We start from the raw sequence: 18,023 nt of genomic DNA on the forward strand, positions 1-18,023 counted from the left end.
CAACTAGTTTAATGGCTAGAAATAAGAATAGTAACACAAGTATTGCGCTCCGAAAATTCAAAAAAGATTTTCGGGGCGTTTTGTGTTTTTGGGTCATCATTTTTTTTATTCTGGTCAGTGTGTTTGCGTATTTCATCATTCCAGATCAATCGCAACATGCTAATGCAGGGGATTTAGCTATTCGTTCCAAACATCCTGGTTTCAGCACCGCTGTACTGGTTTTTCCTGCCCCTGCAACTACTACTTGGCCCGAATATTGGTTTGGCCGCAAGACCCCCAGAGAACAGATTCCACTTCTTAGTCATCGCATAACACAAGACACCTTATTTTACACACCTTATACTGAACTAAGTGATTTAGCACAAGAGAAAAAACTAGCCTTGGCTTCTTTCTCTGCAGAAGAAAAAGCAGATTTAATTCAACAGAAAACTTTTTGGTTGGGAACAGACAATCAAGGTAGAGACTACTACAGTCGATTAGTATTAGGGTCTCGTGTTTCAATGGCAATTGGTTTCATTGCTGTTTCCATCTCCTTGATTATCGGTATTAGCTTAGGTGCTATCGCTGGATATTATGGCGGTAAAACAGATGCTTTTATCTTATGGGTGATCAACATTTTTTGGTCTATTCCTACACTCTTACTCGTTATTGCTATTACGCTCGCGTTAGGCAAAGGATTTTGGCAGGTCTTTATTGCTGTCGGACTGACTATGTGGGTGGAAGTTGCTCGTGTTGTTAGAGGGCAGGTTATTAGCGTGAAACAGCAGCAATATATCACCGCTGCTCGTGCTTTAGGCTATTCGGATTACAATATCATTACCCGACATATTTTACCTAATTGCATGGCACCAGTTATCGTGATTTCAGCAGCCAACTTTGCTTCCGCTATTTTAGTTGAAAGTGGATTGAGCTTTTTAGGTATTGGTACCCAAGTACCCACACCAAGTTGGGGAGCTATGATTAAAGAAAACTACAATTATATCTTAGTAGGCAAAGCGTATTTGGCACTATTACCCGGTTTTGCTATGTTTGTCATTGTCATGTGCTTTACCCAGTTAGGCAACGCCATCCGCGATGCATTTGACGTGAGAAAATAGCGTTTATTTGACTAGGATATTGCGAATGTCAGACTTGTTTCCGTTGTAGATATTTAGATCTACTTTACCATCAATTCCCTTTACTACTCCTTTTTCTGTAAATTGCCAAAAATGCCATTCAGGCTTTATTTCTTCCACAAAGAAATTGTAATTAGCAATCCAAACAATATGATCGGGAAACCATTTCTGGAGGTGATTGGTATAATAGTGTTCTCCTGAATATAAGATAGGCTGTACGCCATAATGTTCTTCGATCATTTCCATCCATCGTTTCAATCCCAGAACTAAATTTTCCATGGACTGTTTTTTGGGTAGATCCTCAATATCGAGTACAGGAGGAAAGTCTCCTTCTGATAATTTTACAGTTGCAATAAAGTTTTCTGCTTGTTTAATGGAATTTTCATCTGGACGATAATAGTGATAAGCCCCGCGAATAAAGTGATTGGCTCGTGCGCCTTTCCAATTTAAATCAAAGGCTTTATCTTTTCCATCATCCCCCATCGTTGCGCGTACAAAAACAAATTCCAAAGGTGCACGTTGAGCCACAGAATCCACGACCTCCCAATCAATAACACCTTGATAATGAGAAACGTCAAAACCAATCATGCGATTATGGTGACGTTGTAATACTTCTACTGTTCTAAAATCAAAAAAGGATTTCTCATCCGCCTCTTTGCGTTGAGCACTAAAAAAGTACTTAATTCCCTCTTGAAAAGTAATACCAAACCATACACCTGCCCCTAGCAAAACCACCACAATACACCCCCATTTGATGCGTGTAAATGTTGCCGTGTTTTTCTTCTTCTTTGGGCGTCGAGGCGTTGGCTTTCTTCTTGCGGGTTGTTTTTGATTCACAACTGCTATGGGAGAATTTTTTCCAGTTCCGTATTTTGTAGAAGCCATAATTACATTAAAAAGACAAAAGTACGTATTTTACCTGAACGTCATTCAACTGAATTACGCTACAGGTGTTTGATCTACTTTCAGTACCGGTACCGGAAGTGCAATATTATTCAGCTTAAATTTCTTGTCTATAGCAAAGCGTATATTACTTGAAATCCGGTCATTATCAAACGCATTTTCGATAAAGTAATACAGAATAAAGCGAATCGATGAATCTCCAAACTGGTCAATAAAAACAATCGGTTGAGGGTTTTTCAATACATCTTTATTATCTTCAACAGCAGAAAGTAAAACAGCTTTAACTAGTTCTACATCTGTACCAATATATACCCCGACATCAATTCGCGCACGAATAATAGGATCTTCATGTGTCCAGTTGTACACAATATCATCAATTAACTTGCGGTTAGGAATTACAATATCCTTTAAATTTCGCGTTTCTACAATCGTACATCTTAGGTGAATCGCTTTTACACGAGCAACTTGTCCATTCACTTCAATGACATCCCCCATATTCAGGGTTTTATCAAATAGAATATAGATACCCGCAATGATATCCCGGAAAATATCTTGAAGGGCAAACCCCAATCCAACAAATAGAGCTGCTGAAGTGGTCAAGAACATGCTAATATTCAATCCAACTACATTGAGAATGAAAAAGAACATAATCACATAGATGAAGTAATTGACAAAATTAAATACACTTCTCAAGCGCAAAGCAACATCAGGTGGTGAATTTTTAATTACGGTTTTACGCAAAAAGGTCAATCCATACTTGGTGATTAACAAGGTAAAAACGATAAAGAGAATCGTACCTATTGTAATACTCAATGACTTGCTTGTATAAAGCTCATATTCTAAAAACTTAGAAAGCAGTAGTTTTAAATTCAAAATAAGTCTCTTATTAAGTTAACTATACTATTTGGACTCGCAATCGTTGAAAAGTCACTTTTATGAACCATCCAATTGATAAATTTAAAGCTTTATAAGAAATATTGAAAGAATTGAGGCAAATAAAAACAAATCTGAATCCATTTCCTCTTTGCTTTAAGGGTATACAAGAGAGGAAAAATAGTTTAGATTTTCTTGCAACACATCCGAATTGGATAACACGAGAATCGTATCTAATTGCTTCTCTTTAAAAACAAGTACGGCAGAGTCCTTCATTACGCTTATAAATAGGCATTCAACATCTCCAATAGCATCAGTAACCCTCAAACTATCAACACGATATAAAAAATAAAAAGATTTTCAAAAATTCATTCTAGTATGATAAATATCACCTCTCGCACACCATAATTTAGCTATTTTTCGCCCTTTACAACTAAACCTGAACTCGAATGAAAATAAAACCTTTGCATTCCTTTCACATTCCTGTGATGGGGCTCGCTTACACCATTGATAGTCCTGTACGCGTTGCACAATATGGACTAGCTTCAACGTTATCCGTTATGGATGATGAGCTTATTGAGCGCATGAATAAATTCTACTGTGAGAAATTCGAATTGCCTTACCAAGAGATTACGAAAAAAATAGAAGATTTCAGAGCCAAGCGCATCACTGCCTACCTCAACACACTGGATACCATTGTAAAACGAAAATTTGACCACCTCAAAAAGGATTTACTTCAAAGTAAAAAAAACGTAGAAGATTATATTGATCTATTGCCTACCGTATCCGATATCCGCAAGCAATTACAAACGTATATTGACGACAAGATTTCTGTGGACAACCTCAAAAATATTCTCGACACCTATCTGACTCCAGGAGCTATTGACGTCAATATTATGACGAAAGTAGATCGTGAAAACTTTGATAAAAAAGAATCACTACCGGCTAAATACAACGATGCACATGCCGCTTTACGAGGATTTAGCAACAGTAGTTTAAATTCTTCAGTGGTACTCTCTGCGGGGATGAACCCAAAGTTATTCAGCTACTTTGAAGAATTTGACGCCTTTTATCCGACACCTGATCAAACGTTACAAAAGCAAATCATCTTAAAAGTAAGTGATTACCGTTCTGCCTTAATTCAGGGGAGTTTTTTGGCAAAAAAAGGACTTTGGGTATCTGAATACCGCATTGAATCTGGGTTAAATTGTGGTGGCCATGCATTTGCTACTGATGGTTATTTACTAGGTGTGATTTTAGAAGAATTCAAAACCAAACGTCATGAATTAATTGAAACTACCCACGACTTGATGTGTAAGGCTTTAGCACAGAAAAAGCGCTTTGTACCTTCATCGCCTTTGGAGTTAAAAATTACAGCTCAAGGAGGCGTTGGAACAGCGGCTGAGCATCAATTTCTACTGGATTATTACCAAGTAGATTCTGTGGGATGGGGATCTCCGTTCCTCTTAGTTCCCGAAGCGACTTCTGTGGATGTTGCCACCCGTCAACTTTTGGCTAATGCCAAAGAAGAAGATTTATATTTAAGTCACGTTTCCCCATTGGGTATTCCCTTTAACAACATTAAAGGAACGACAAATGAATTTCACAAAGCGCAGCGCATTGCCAAAGATAAAGCGGGAAGTTCATGCCCACGCAAATATTTAGCTCTAGATAAAACACATGATAATGAAGGAATTTGTACTGCATCACGCAAGTATCAAACCATCGAACTAGAGGCTTTAAAAAGTCAGAAAGAAACGTTAACCGAAGCAGCTTATCAACAGAAATTCAATGCCATTACAGAAAAAGCATGTCTGTGTATTGGTTTAGCTAATGCTTCTTTTTTAGAAAACGACTTGCAAATCAAAGGAGAAGAACAAGGCGTTGTTATTTGTCCTGGACCTAATATTGCCTATTTCACTAAGGAAGTGTCGCTCAAAAATATGATGCACCATATTTATGGACGAACCAATATTATAGCAGATGATAACCGTCCCCATTTCTTTTTAAAGGAATTGCGCATGTATATGGATCATTTCAAACAGGAGAAAAGTCAATTAGAACTAGAATCGACACCTTTAAAAATGAAAAAAATAGAGAAAACCAGAGCGAATTTACTCGCTGGTATCGCCTATTATGAAGCTCTATTCACAGATGATACTGTTTATTTTACGAATCATCAATCGAAGATCCTCGAAGAATTAAACAACAGCAAAATAGCGTTGTTACACGCATAGCCCCCCTAATTAGTTTTTTTGATTGTCATCAGGTTCTCATTTTTTGAGAACCTGATTTTTTTAATTCTACTCGTTCTCGTTTTAATTGCTTCTACTATTCGTATACAATTAAAACATCTACCCTCAAATACTTACTTATATCACACATCGTCAAGGTATTGCGATTTTTTTTATTTAGTTTTAAAAATAAAAATGCAACTCAACCCTACCGTATTGACCTTTTCCCTTTATCTGTTGCTTATTTTAGGCATCGGTATTATCGCCTATTTGAGAACCAAAAACTTTTCAGATTACATTCTTGGTGGACGCCGTTTGGGACCACTAGTAACAGCTTTATCAGCAGGTGCATCCGATATGTCTGGTTGGTTGTTAATGGGGCTACCGGGCAGTATTTTTAAATCGGGATTAGCACAAAGCTGGATTGCAATAGGTTTGCTAATTGGTGCTTATTTCAATTGGCGCCTCGTAGCAGGTCGATTGCGCGTCCATACAGAATGCAACCACAACGCTTTGACGTTACCTGATTTTTTCTTGCATCGATTTGGCTCTACAGGTCAATTAGTCAAAACAATCGCAGCTCTTGCTATTCTTCTGTTTTTCACCTTATACTGTGCCTCTGGTATGGTAGCAGGGGCCCAACTATTCAAAACTATCTTTCATCTCCCTTACCTCCAAGCCTTACTACTTAGTGCATTAGCTACCATTATCTATACGTTTATTGGCGGTTTTTTAGCCGTCAGTTGGAGTGATACCCTGCAAGCGTCATTGATGTTATTTGCTTTAATCCTAACGCCTATCATGATTGTTGTTTCTCTTGGGGGATGGTCTGAAATTCAAGAACAGATGGAACTGGCTATTCAAATCCATCAAATACCCTATTCCAATCTCATCCACAACGTCAATCTCATCACTATTTTAAGTGCTGTTGCTTGGGGCTTGGGCTATTTTGGGCAACCGCATATCCTAGCTCGATTTATGGCTGCAGATTGTGCAAAGACGATGCGCAATGCTCGTCGTATAGGCATGACGTGGATGTTGTTCTGCTTATTTGGTGCTGTTGCTATTGGTTATTTGGGGATCGGTTATTTCCAAGCTCATCCTAATCAAGCAGCCACTGTACAAAGAAACAATGAAATGATTTTTATTGAACTAATTCACTACCTCTTTAATCCTTGGGTCATTGGAATTCTACTATCCGCTATCCTAGCGGCAGTTATGAGTACATTAAGTGCTCAGCTACTCATGGCATCGAGTACATTAACGCACGATTTTTATCGTTCTTATTTTCGACGCAACGCTCATCAACGGGAATTAGTTTGGACGAGTCGCTTAGCCGTTTTACTGATTTCCTTTCTTGCCTTGTGCCTTGCCTTGGATGAAAACAACAGCATTCTAGGCTTGGTCTCTCGTGCGTGGGCTGGTTTTGGTGCAGCCTTTGGACCCTTGATTCTCTTCTCTTTATTCTCTGCTAAAACAACAGGGAGAGCGGCTTTAACCGGAATTATCGTTGGAGGACTAACCGTAATCTTCTGGCCCTCCTTCCAACAACAGGTTTTAGGTGGTTTTATTTTTGGTTATCCTGAACCGTTGTATGAAATCATCCCCGGATTTACATTGAGTGCACTCAGTATCTATCTTGTCTCTACGTTTGGGCCATCAGCGACTCCAGCAATGAAACAGCAATTTAAAGCTGCTCAGACGAAATATCACAGCGAAAAATAAATGTAAGCAGCGCGTATATTATCAAAACAATTAGATGCAGCTAAGGATAAACTTAATCCTTAGCTACAGCAATCTTAACTTTCTTATTCTTTAATCTGGTATTTTCTAGTGTACGCAAGAGCGGCTTGATTTTAGCGGTACGCACGGCCACAAAAGCTTGGGTATCGCGTACATCAATTAATCCGATATCCTCCTTTTGAAGACCGCCTGTTTTAATTAAATAACCAACAATATCTACTTTATTGACTTTGTCTTTTTTTCCAGCACTGATATAAATCGTTTTAAAGTCAGTAGTATTGTCAATGGTATAAGTTCCTTTGAGTTGTTCGATGGGCATATCGGCATCAATAAAGCTATACTGTTCCTCGTCAGTAACCATGATATATACTTTTCCTTTCGCCTTCATACGCGCAGTTCGTCCATTTCGATGAATAAATGCATCTTCCTTCTCTGGAATCTGATAGTGAATAACATGCCCAATTTCAGGGATATCTAAACCTCGAGCGGCTAAATCCGTTGAAATTAGAATATGACAACTTCTATTGCGAAACTTCATCAAAGCACGCTCTCGATCTTCTTGTAGTAATCCACCGTGGAAAGCTCCATTAGCGACTCCTTTATTGGTTAAGGTTTCACTGATTCGCGCTACTGCATCTCGATGGTTACAGAAAACTAAAATCGTATCCTTGCCAATTTTTCCAATCAATTGAATAACAGCCTCTAATTTCTCCTCCGCAGGACAAACTACTTTGCTAAATGTCAATTGCGGTTGGATAGCTTCCGATTTCAAAAACTTAAGGATGGTGGGATTTTCAATTCCCGTGAATGCAGGTATTTTTTTAAGCGCCGTTGCAGAGGTCAGCATGCGAAACTTCAGGTGATCAAACGATTGGATGATGTAATCCATATCGTCTTGGAACCCCATTTCTAAAGCCTTGTCGAATTCGTCAATCACATAGCTTTGTACCTGGGCTGTATCAAAGGAATTCTCTTCAATATGAAAAGCCACACGCCCTGGTGTGCCAACAAGAACAGCAGGTGGAGAAGAAAGGTTATTCAATTCCGTACGTGTGGAATGTCCACCATAACAGGCATTGATTTTAAAAGCAGTTCCCATTTTCTTAAACACCGTTTCAATCTGTAAAGCCAATTCACGCGTAGGCACAAGAATAACGGCTTGGACTCCTTTTACTGCAGGATTTAATCGTTGAACAATTGGCAACAGAAAAGCCAATGTTTTACCCGACCCTGTAGGGGATAATAAAACCATACTATTTTTCGCCTGCGCGGTTTGAAGGGTTTGAAGCTGCATCTCATTGAGTGCTGCAATCTCCAATTTTTTAAGGATATCTGCTTGATTCATCTGGCAAAGGTAGGGATTTTGGTGAACGGTTTACGGTTCACTGTTGACAGTTTTTTTGGATTTCTATTTTTTATAAGGTTTTGATGAACTCAAACTTCAAGGCATAAAAAAAGCCTCTTCTTTCGAAGAGGCTTTAGTGCGGGTGATAGGACTCGAACCTACACACCTTGCGGCACCAGATCCTAAGTCTGGCGTGTCTACCAATTTCACCACACCCGCAGGTGGCTTAGAACCGCTGTACACTTGTGTACTGTTGTTCTTTTAAGACGTTGCAAATATACAACCTGTTTTTTAATGCGCAAGAAAAAAATAATTTTTTTTTATTCTTATGTTTGTAAGGAATAATATAACTGGTTCTATACATACTATGAAAGATTCAAAACAATTTGTTCAAGAAAACAAGCAACGTCTTCTAGATGAGCTAATTGAACTACTTAAAAAGCCTTCTATTAGTGCAGATAGTGCGTACTCTCAAGACGTAATAAACACAGCAGAAGCAGTAAAAGAAAATTTAATAAAAGCAGGTTGCGACAATGTAGAATTGTGCGAAACACCAGGATATCCTATTGTTTATGGTGAAAAAATCATCGATCCTGCTCTTCCAACGGTATTGGTTTATGGTCATTATGACGTACAACCAGCAGATCCAATTGAACTTTGGACCTCTCCCCCGTTTGAGCCTGTAATTAAAACAACACCGATTCACCCAGAAGGAGCAATCTTCGCACGTGGAGCTTGTGATGACAAAGGACAGATGTTCATGCACGTGAAAGCGGTTGAATATATGATTGCAACAAATACTTTACCATGTAACGTGAAATTCATGATTGAAGGGGAAGAAGAAGTTGGATCAGTAAGTTTAGGATGGTTTGTAAAAAGAAACCACGATAAATTGAAAAACGACGTTATTCTGATTTCTGATACTGGAATGATTTCTAATCAACAGCCTTCTATCACAACTGGATTGAGAGGATTAAGTTATGTTGAAGTTGAAGTAACTGGACCAAACCGAGATTTACACTCTGGATTATACGGAGGAGCAGTAGCTAACCCAATCAACGTATTAACAAAGATGATTGCTTCCTTACATGATGAAAACAATCATATCACGATTCCAGGATTCTACGATAAAGTAGAAGAACTTTCTCGCGAAGAAAGAGATGAAATGGCAAAACGTCCATTCTCTTTAGACGATTACAAAAAGGCATTGGATATTGATGAAGTATATGGAGAAGCAGGATATACAACTAATGAGCGCAACTCTATTCGTCCAACATTAGACGTCAATGGAATTTGGGGCGGTTATACAGGTGAAGGAGCCAAAACGGTTATCGCTAGTAAAGCATTCGCAAAAATCTCGATGCGTTTAGTTCCAAACCAAGAGTGGGAAGAAATTACGGAATTGTTCAAAAAACACTTTGAAAGCATTGCACCTGCAGGGGTAAAAGTAGAAGTAAAACCTCATCATGGTGGACAAGGCTATGTAACGCCTATCGACTCTATTGGATATCAAGCGGCTGCAAAAGCGTATGAAGATACGTTCGGTGTAACGCCAATTCCAGTACGTTCAGGAGGAAGTATTCCAATTGTCGCTTTATTTGAGGAAGAATTAGGATCTAAATCAATTATGATGGGATTCGGATTGGACTCTGATGCGATCCACTCTCCGAATGAGCACTTTGGTGTATTCAACTACCTAAAAGGAATTGAAACCATTCCATTGTTCTATAAATACTATATGGAATTAGCAAAATAATAAAAAAGCGAGTAAATATCTTTACTCGCTTTTTTTATGTTTATTTTTTTCCTCAATCCAGAGAGCCATATACTTTGTACTTTGTGCACTGTGGTATTTGAATACTTCTTTTAAAAAATGGGTCTTGCGGTACTGTTCCAACGTCGCATCCAAATGAATTATTTTCTTTTTAAATGCGGCCGTATAGTGTGTTTTGCTATAATACTTTTCAATTAAATCGATTCCTTTTTGTTGTTTGATTTTCCAAAGAGCTTCATCTTGATAAAGTTCAACTGCTTTGGAAACAAATTCCTCTACTTCATCCGCACAAAACCCACACCATTCTTCCGGAGTTGCCATGGCTTCGATGCCAACCTTAGTGGTTACGTTGGGTGTGCCAACGCGCATGGCATCAATAAACTTCCCTTTAATTCCTGCTCCGAAAGTAATAGGAGCCAACAGCACTCGAGCTTTTGCAATTACTGTCAAAGCATCTTCCGCTCTACCGTGGATGAAGAAATTTTCTTGCTCCTTGTGTAATTGCAATACTTTAGCAGATGGATAAGCTCCGTAAATATGCAATTTTGCTTGAGGCAATCGCTTGCGCAACACGGGCCAAATCGCTGTTTTTAATCGCAAAACGGTTTGCCAATTGGGCTCGTGAATAAAATTTCCAATAAAGACAAAATCTTCTTTCTCTTCAAAGGTTCTCCAGTTTTGCTGTTGTTCTTGGGTGATTTCTTCTTCTAAAAAAGGCAGCACAAAGAGACCTTCAGTGGGTACTTGAAAAGTTTCTGTCAACAAATGAAATTCAAAACTAGAAATCAACAGGGTTAAATCACATCGCATAATACTTGCGAGTTCTCGTTTTGTTCGATCACTATACAGATAATCATCCAAGCTACCTTCTCCTTTTTTGTATTGCTCTTGGCGAGCATAGCGCAAAAAATGTAAATCTTCTGTATCGAGTAAGGTTAACGTATGAGGGCATTGTGCGTTGATACGCCACCCGAATTGTTCTTCAATCATAAAACGGTCATACATCACCCAATCGGGCTGCAAATCCGCTAGGAATTGATCGGTGCGCTCGTCATTGAGGAAAACCTCTACTTCTTTCACATCATAAGGCGCTAAATCATCACTATAAGGCGTTTTTTGCGCAGTTGATCCAAAGTAAATCTGCATCTCCCATCCTTGAAAAACCTCCAATAGCTGCAACATTCGTTTACCAGCTGCGGATGAACGAGATTCAGGCCAAACCTGCCCAATGATCAATATTTTTTTCCTTTTTAACGAATGCTCCATCTTACAAAAGTACAGCTTCTAAAGCAGTATCTCTCCTTAATTTTTAATCTCTATTATATTTAGTATTTTTGCTACAAACGAAAAGGAACTATGTTAGGACTTAAACTTTTAACTGATCCAAGATGGGCAAATATTGCAGAATCAAATCTTGAAGAAATCTTGACGGATCATTGCTGGTGCGAACAAAAAGCCGCAACCAATGCCATTACGTTGATTACGTACAATTCAGAACACGAGGATTTAGTAACCGAATTGACCGCAATTGCTATTGAAGAAATGGAGCATTTCAAGATGGTACACGAAATCATCAAAGAAAGAGGCTATACTTTAGGGCGCGAACGCAAGGATGATTATGTCAATCAATTGGTTAAATTCTGCAAAAAAGATGGAAGTCGAAATGATGCTTTCATTGATCGTTTACTCTTTGCTGCTATGATTGAGGCGAGAAGTTGTGAGCGTTTTCGCGTTTTATCGCAAAATATCAAAGACGAAGAATTGGCTAAGTTTTACTATGATTTAATGGTTTCTGAAGCAAACCACTATACGACCTTCTTAAAATTCGCACGCAAATACACGGAACGCGTAGATGTAGATCAACGTTGGAAAGAGTGGTTGGAATTTGAAGGGAATTTAATTCAGAGCTACGGAACAAAAGAACATATTCACGGATAATATACAAATGCGAGTAGTACACTCGCATTTTTTATTTCAATGTGCTGACTTTCTTCAATAATTTTCGAGCCTTACTTTGGTAAGCAGGTGTTTTGGCAGCAAATCTAACTTCAATTAATTCGGCAATTAACTTGGCTTGTTCTGGGAACTTCATAGCCAACCGCATGATGATATGCATGGCATTGGCTTCTGTTGCCACTTTCGTTTCTGAAGTTAACCAAATCAAACACTGATCGAGGATCGCTTCCTCAAGACTTGTATTCAACAAACTTTGGCGTTTTTCAACCAATACAATCGTCATTTTACTTGTTAGTCGCTTGACGCTTTCATCTTTGACTGACGGCAATTGATGAATAAAGCGTTCAACATGGTCATCTAACAACAAGGGATTCGCTTGCACTAAATCATCCAAAACAATACTAGCCAAAACATTTACTTTGGATTGCGTATCAAAAGTAAAGTCAATTAAAATAGAAATTACTTCATGCTCCTTTGACAATTGTTGAATAATGTCCCTTCGGCTGGCTAAGCTGGTATTCCCTTTAGCTAATAACTCAAAAATCATATGGATATAAAAATGTACATGGGTGATTGACAAGAGTAAATGTACTGAGAATCATCAGAATTCCAATTGTATTTCACTCTTCTTTTTTCTTGAAATCAAAACGAGTAAGCTGATATTCTTTATCTTTGTTAGATGCATACTTCTCTACTCCAATTGATTTCAAACCACGTTACACTTTCTGAATCAGAAAGAGCAAATTGTATTTCCTATTTTGAATCCATTGCGGTACCCAAAAACAGTATTTTAGAAGAAAAAGGAAAGATTCCACACTATTTATACTTTGTTGTTTCGGGTTTCGTTCGCCTTTTCCACTACAATGCGAAAGGTGACGAAGTGACCACTCATATCAACTGCCCTCCAGGTTTTATCACCTCTTATGTCAATTTTACTCAACAGAAGGTATCTGAAGAATCCTTAGCGTGTATCACAGACTGTGTGCTGCTGCGTATTAAAAAAAGTGATCTTGATGTACTCATTCAAGAAAGTCTAGCCTTTAAAGCTTTTAGCTTGAAAGTCTTTGAAGAGTCTTTAGTCTATAATGAAAATAGAGCCAAAGAATTAGCCACTTTAACAGCGGAAGAACGCTATATCAAACTAACCCAAAACTATCCCGAAATACTGCAACATGTGCCTTTGCAATATATTGCCTCCTTTTTAGGGATGAATCCAAAAAGTTTAAGTAGAATTCGCAAGCAAATGATTTGGTAACATTTGAGAACTTTAGACTGAATGCAAATAGTGATTTTTGTTTCATCATTTAAAAGTTAACAGATATGACAACAAAAAAATTAGTATTAGTATCAGGAGCAAATGGCCATTTAGGAAATAATTTAGTTCGATTATTGCTCCGTAAAGGGTATTCTGTTCGCGCTTCTGTTCGAAATCTAAACAATATCACTTGTTTTGAAGGATTAGATTGCGAAATAGTACAAGCAGATATTACGGACAAAGCCTCTTTTGTCAGAGCATTACAAGACGTAGATACTTTTTATGCTGTAGGTGCTGCCTTTAAACTATGGGCCAAAGACCCAAAAAAGGAAATTTACGATGTCAATATGCAAGGGACGCGATTTACACTAGAAGCTGCTGCAGAGGCTGGAGTAAGAAGAATCATTTATGTAAGTTCTATTGCTGCTTTGGACTATCGTTATTTACCTACAAAAGAAAGCAACGGATACAATTTAGATCGTAGGGATAGCTATTACAATTCAAAAAATGACGGCGAACAACTTGCTTTTCAATTAGCCAAACAGTTCAACATTGATCTTATTTCAGTGCTACCAGGTGCAATGATTGGCGGCGAAGCTTTTTTACCTCTTAATGTTTCTTATGGGGTATTGAACCTCATTATCAATAAAAAAATCCCGTTAGACACAAAGATTACTCTAAACTGGGTTGATGTGAAGGATGTGGCTGAAGGTTGTTATTTAGCGGCACAAAAAGGGCGACCAGGAGAGCGATATATTCTAGCGAATGAGACCTGTATGACGATAACGGATACCACAAAACTCGCACAAGAACTCTATCCAGAATTACGCCTCAAAATTCCGCAATCCGTTCCTAAATTTGTACTATACTTCATGGCTGGATTAATGGAATTACTAGCTAAACTAAATGGAAATCCTCCTATTTTAACTAGAAAAGATATTGCTATGTTTTCTGGTTTACAGCAAAATTTTGATCTTTCGAAATCAAAAAATGAATTGGGGTTTCGTCCTAAAAATAATAAACAAGCACTGAAAGAAGCCTTTGACTATCTGATGCAACACAAAATACCATCAAAAACAACAAACTATTAATCAGTTACTTACACACTAAGACTACATGTTTTTTCCTCTATAATCCGATAAAGCAAATGCAGGATTTAAAAAAAATAATGTACTTGCTTTGTTTTTATTTTATTTATTCTATATTTGTAGAATAACATCTACATAGATAGATTCACTCCTATACAACCATATACTTATGATAAAACTACCTCAAACTGAAGAACAATTAATGCAGTATATCTGGGATTTAGAAACAGCTTTTTCCAAAGAATTATTGGATAAATACCCAGACCCTAAGCCGGCACAAACGACCTTAGCAACTTTGCTTAAACGACTGACAGAAAAAGGTTTCATTACGTATGAAATGTTTGGAAACTCAAGAGCGTATACTCCTCTAATCAAAAAAGAGGATTATTTCGAAACACATCTTAACACCATGGTCGAACAACACTTCAATAATTCAGCTTTCTCTTTTGCTTCTTTTTTTACGCAAAAAAGCAAGATGAGTAAAAAGGAATTGGAAGCGTTGAAGAAGATTGTAGAAGATCAACTAAAAAAATAACCCTATGCTGCTATACCTCATCCAAACTACACTCTTACTGTTGTTAACCATCAGTCTATACAAGCTATTCTTAGAATCAACGAAGATCCATGTATTCAAAAGATATTACTTGCTTTTTGCTCTTGTTTTTATCTTTATTTTGCCTCTAATCAAAATACCTTCAACTAGTATATTGACCACGACAAATACTAAATTACAGGAATTAAATGAAGTGATTATTGCACCGCAAATCGAGGTGGCTTCGTCTGCCTCGTCGATATGGACCTTATCTACGCTTCTTTGGGGTATTTATGGGCTAGGTGTGTTAATTATGTTGGTTCGCTTTTTTCTTTCGCTTCGCCGGTTTAGTCGCTTCGCACAACAGGGGACTCAAGTCTATGAAAAAGGACAAAAATTTGTATTACTCCATCATCTAGATGCTGCATTTACATTTAGACAAACCATCTACCTGCCGCTTCATATTCCCATTGATTGGACGAATAAAATTATTTTACACGAATACAATCACGTGAAACAGCATCACTCTTTTGATATTTTATTGATTGAAGGGCTGAAAATACTCTTTTGGTTTCAACCTCTTTTATATTGGTACCAACAACAGATGGCGTTGAATCATGAATTTTTGGCCGATGACACGCTTAATTCTTCCCAACAAAAAACACAAGAATACCTACAATTACTATTAACCCAAACCTATTTACACAATGAACAACCTCTCAGTAGTTCATTCAATTTTAATTTAACCAAAAAACGTTTTACTATGCTTACAAAAAACAACAACCCACTACAAAACACCTTTGCTGTGTTTGCTACATTGACCTTCTTTAGCTTCTTAGGTATGACTACCGTTTTTGCTCAAGACAAACCGAAACAAGAACCTATTGTATCCCAATCAACACAAAAAAAGGATCCTAATGAAGTATACATTACAGTCACAGAACCTGCCGCCTATCCAGGAGGAATACAGGCTTTTAATCAGGACTTTATTACCAACTTTGAATCACCCGCATTTGAAGGAGAATCTATCCGTGTAATTCTGATGTTTATCGTAGAAAAAGATGGAAGCTTGAATGAGATTAAAGTGTTGAAAGATCCTGGTTTTGGCGTAGGAGAAGCAGCACTAAATGCATTGTCAAAAACCAAGAAATGGATACCTGCAAAAGACCATGGAAAATTAGTACGCAGTCAATTTACATTGCCTATTACCTTACAAAATCCAATAGCAGATGAAACAACAAAAGAGGCTTAGCTCCTCTTCGTAAGGATAATTGTTTGCTTTTTCAATAGCGTGCGACTTAGTTTTATGTAAAAGAAAAAATCTATTGCGAAGATTTCATTTTCTCAGCTTCAATTTTTAAGCTATATTTATCAAAAAAATAAAATAAAATATTGTCTTTTTAATAGATATAGCTTAAATACAAGAAAAGTTATACCAGTTTACTTATACTGAACCTATCTACCAAATGAACATTCATTGAGAAATTTATTTCCTATTATTTAACCCACATTTTATCATGCTGAAAGACCAAACCAAACACCTACAACACACATTTTCTCTTTTGAGTACCCTGACTTTCTTTATTTTTATGGGAGCATCTCCTGTATTTGCACAAGATAAATCCCAAAAAAAAGCTGTTGTATCTCAATCCATACAAGAAGAAATTTCTGACGAAATAATTGATACCCCTTCAAATCCTGCAACTTACCCAGGAGGTCTGCGTACATTTAATAAAGATTTTATAAGACACTTTAAACTCTCAAGACCCGTATTTACTGATACCCGTGTTGTCTTAATGTTTATCGTTGAAGAAGACGGAAGTTTAAGTGATATGAGAGTCATTCAAAACCCTGGTTTAGACATATCCAAGGCAGCGCTAGCGGCACTAGCTAAAACTAAAAATTGGGTTCCAGCTCAACACAATGGAGAACTAGTACGCAGTCAATTTACCGTACCGATTACTATTGTTGGATCTGGTAAAATAAATCATTCGAATCAAATAAATCAAACCAATCCTACAGATCTAACAAAACCAGCCATATAGATATAATTCAAAAAAATCTTTTAAACTATATGCCCTATTCCTTTTGTTACTAACAACACTAGGACTTGCACAGACAGCAGCATCAAGGTTTAAAAATTATACTAATTTTCTAAATGTATCTTTTTATGATGCTAATCCTTTTATCAAAATCAAAGAAGTAGAATCATCTTTTCCCCAAGCCTCTTCTGTCAGCGAACAGCCAAGTTTTCGGATTTTATCCTTGTCAATTACCCCGAGCGTTTGGGTTACGATGCGTTAGCACAAATTCAAGATACAGTGGTAGTTCAACAAAAAGTAATCCAACACCTTGAACGAGTTAGGTATTGATGAACAAGAACAATTGTTACGTGCGCAAGGTGCCCTATTTATTCAAATGTTTCAGTCTGTTGAGCTTCATAAACTACTATTAGAAGAATATGAACGTAAAAAAAATTCTTCCTTTTTATTTAGTAACCTAAAGGTAAAACTTCTTGTTCCTTTTATTATCAGAAAAACCAAAAAATGGATTCCTGCAAAAGACCATGGAAAATTAGTACGCAGTCAATTTACATTGCCTATTACGCTACAACTTGATCCCGCAGACGAAGAAGCAAAACATGCGTAATCTATGGTGTTAACATTTTTTTATAAAAAAATCAAGAAGAGCGTTTAAGCGCTCTTTTTTTTATTACCTTTAATCCACCTAAAAACTACTAAATGAAAATTCACCTTACTATTTTTTTATTTTGTATTGCATTAGGTCGTACCTCAGCGCAAACACTTGTTCCTACTAATACTCAAAAGGAACAAGTACAGGATGATAACGATATTTATACCTTTGTTGATACGCCAGCTGAATATCCTGGAGGAATATCTGCCTTTAACAAAGCCTTTATCGCTAATTTTGAACCGCCAAAAATTGATCCTTCTGTGCGAAAATTAGTTTTTGTTGTTCAATTTGTCATAGAGAAAAATGGGCATGTCTCTCAAATTAGTGTATTGAAAGATTTCGGATACGATATCGAACAAAATGTAAGAACCGCATTCGAAAAATTAGAGACCTGGAAACCTGCGCTAATCAAGGAAAAGCCTGTGCGATTTAAAATGACACTTCCTATTACAGCTTATCCCCAAATTGAAGAAGTATCAAACTAAAAAGAGCCGTACTAAAAGTAGCCCCT

The 18,023-nt window shown here is 37.3% G+C and carries 17 protein-coding genes and 1 tRNA gene; 12 read left to right on the top strand and 6 right to left on the bottom strand.

Annotated features, from left to right (window positions below; translation table 11 throughout):
- The first annotated feature begins 11 nt into the window (after positions 1-11).
- Positions 12-1,097, top strand: coding sequence for an ABC transporter permease (locus AWV75_RS02155; RefSeq protein WP_060872798.1), 1,086 nt, complete (start codon positions 12-14; stop codon positions 1,095-1,097).
- A 3-nt stretch (positions 1,098-1,100) separates the two neighbouring features.
- On the opposite strand, the gene AWV75_RS02160 is transcribed toward AWV75_RS02155, so the two are convergent.
- Positions 1,101-2,000, bottom strand: coding sequence for a glycoside hydrolase family 25 protein (locus AWV75_RS02160; RefSeq protein WP_060872799.1), 900 nt, complete (start codon positions 1,998-2,000; stop codon positions 1,101-1,103).
- Positions 2,001-2,054: 54 nt separating this feature from the next.
- Complete coding sequence (locus AWV75_RS02165) at positions 2,055-2,891, bottom strand: mechanosensitive ion channel family protein (protein WP_060872800.1); 837 nt, start codon at positions 2,889-2,891, stop codon at positions 2,055-2,057.
- A 449-nt stretch (positions 2,892-3,340) separates the two neighbouring features.
- On the opposite strand from AWV75_RS02165, the gene AWV75_RS02170 reads away from it, so the two are divergent.
- Together AWV75_RS02170 and putP are read left to right on the top strand one after the other, a co-directional pair.
- A complete protein-coding gene (locus AWV75_RS02170; protein WP_060872801.1) occupies positions 3,341-5,128 on the top strand; it encodes a hypothetical protein in 1,788 nt (595 codons plus the stop codon).
- A 192-nt stretch (positions 5,129-5,320) separates the two neighbouring features.
- Entirely contained in the window at positions 5,321-6,850 is a 1,530-nt protein-coding gene (gene putP, locus AWV75_RS02175; protein WP_060872802.1) for a sodium/proline symporter PutP, read from the top strand.
- A gap of 52 nt (positions 6,851-6,902) precedes the next feature.
- Here putP and AWV75_RS02180 read toward each other — a convergent pair whose 3' ends face one another.
- The gene (locus AWV75_RS02180) at positions 6,903-8,213 is read right to left on the bottom strand and encodes a DEAD/DEAH box helicase (protein WP_060872803.1); all 1,311 of its coding nucleotides are present in this window, start codon (positions 8,211-8,213) and stop codon (positions 6,903-6,905) included.
- 137 nt (positions 8,214-8,350) lie between these two features.
- A tRNA-Leu gene (locus AWV75_RS02185) sits at positions 8,351-8,432 on the bottom strand.
- Between the two features lie 148 nt (positions 8,433-8,580).
- On the opposite strand from AWV75_RS02185, the gene AWV75_RS02190 reads away from it, so the two are divergent.
- Positions 8,581-9,969: a dipeptidase gene (locus AWV75_RS02190; protein ID WP_060872804.1), complete on the top strand. Its 1,389-nt coding sequence runs from the start codon at positions 8,581-8,583 to the stop codon at positions 9,967-9,969.
- 21 nt (positions 9,970-9,990) lie between these two features.
- Here AWV75_RS02190 and AWV75_RS02195 read toward each other — a convergent pair whose 3' ends face one another.
- The gene (locus tag AWV75_RS02195; RefSeq protein WP_231737937.1) at positions 9,991-11,223 is read right to left on the bottom strand and encodes a glycosyltransferase family 4 protein; all 1,233 of its coding nucleotides are present in this window, start codon (positions 11,221-11,223) and stop codon (positions 9,991-9,993) included.
- A gap of 120 nt (positions 11,224-11,343) precedes the next feature.
- On the opposite strand from AWV75_RS02195, the gene AWV75_RS02200 reads away from it, so the two are divergent.
- Positions 11,344-11,925: a tRNA-(ms[2]io[6]A)-hydroxylase gene (locus AWV75_RS02200; protein ID WP_060872806.1), complete on the top strand. Its 582-nt coding sequence runs from the start codon at positions 11,344-11,346 to the stop codon at positions 11,923-11,925.
- Positions 11,926-11,956: 31 nt separating this feature from the next.
- Here the strand turns inward: AWV75_RS02200 and AWV75_RS02205 are convergent, their stop codons facing one another.
- Positions 11,957-12,490, bottom strand: coding sequence for a hypothetical protein (locus AWV75_RS02205; protein ID WP_060872807.1), 534 nt, complete (start codon positions 12,488-12,490; stop codon positions 11,957-11,959).
- Positions 12,491-12,622: 132 nt separating this feature from the next.
- Between AWV75_RS02205 and AWV75_RS02210 the strand changes: the two genes are divergently transcribed.
- The 7 genes from AWV75_RS02210 (at position 12,623) to AWV75_RS02240 (ending at position 17,997) form a co-directional block, all read left to right on the top strand.
- On the top strand, positions 12,623-13,198 hold the full coding sequence (locus tag AWV75_RS02210) for a Crp/Fnr family transcriptional regulator (protein ID WP_060872808.1): 576 nt from the start codon (positions 12,623-12,625) through the stop codon (positions 13,196-13,198).
- A 65-nt stretch (positions 13,199-13,263) separates the two neighbouring features.
- Complete coding sequence (locus AWV75_RS02215; protein ID WP_060872809.1) at positions 13,264-14,289, top strand: NAD-dependent epimerase/dehydratase family protein; 1,026 nt, start codon at positions 13,264-13,266, stop codon at positions 14,287-14,289.
- 166 nt (positions 14,290-14,455) lie between these two features.
- Complete coding sequence (locus AWV75_RS02220) at positions 14,456-14,821, top strand: BlaI/MecI/CopY family transcriptional regulator (protein ID WP_060872810.1); 366 nt, start codon at positions 14,456-14,458, stop codon at positions 14,819-14,821.
- A 4-nt stretch (positions 14,822-14,825) separates the two neighbouring features.
- A complete protein-coding gene (locus AWV75_RS02225) occupies positions 14,826-16,070 on the top strand; it encodes a M56 family metallopeptidase (protein ID WP_082711011.1) in 1,245 nt (414 codons plus the stop codon).
- 265 nt (positions 16,071-16,335) lie between these two features.
- Complete coding sequence (locus AWV75_RS02230; RefSeq protein WP_060872812.1) at positions 16,336-16,863, top strand: energy transducer TonB; 528 nt, start codon at positions 16,336-16,338, stop codon at positions 16,861-16,863.
- A 307-nt stretch (positions 16,864-17,170) separates the two neighbouring features.
- Positions 17,171-17,467 carry a hypothetical protein gene (locus AWV75_RS19065; protein WP_231737939.1) on the top strand — a complete coding sequence of 99 codons (297 nt, stop codon included), beginning with the start codon at positions 17,171-17,173 and terminating at the stop codon, positions 17,465-17,467.
- A gap of 92 nt (positions 17,468-17,559) precedes the next feature.
- Complete coding sequence (locus AWV75_RS02240; protein WP_060872813.1) at positions 17,560-17,997, top strand: energy transducer TonB; 438 nt, start codon at positions 17,560-17,562, stop codon at positions 17,995-17,997.
- Positions 17,998-18,023: the final 26 nt, after the last annotated feature.

This window comes from Myroides odoratus (genome assembly GCF_001549985.1).
GTDB classification, from domain to species: Bacteria; Bacteroidota; Bacteroidia; order Flavobacteriales; family Flavobacteriaceae; genus Flavobacterium; species Flavobacterium odoratum_A.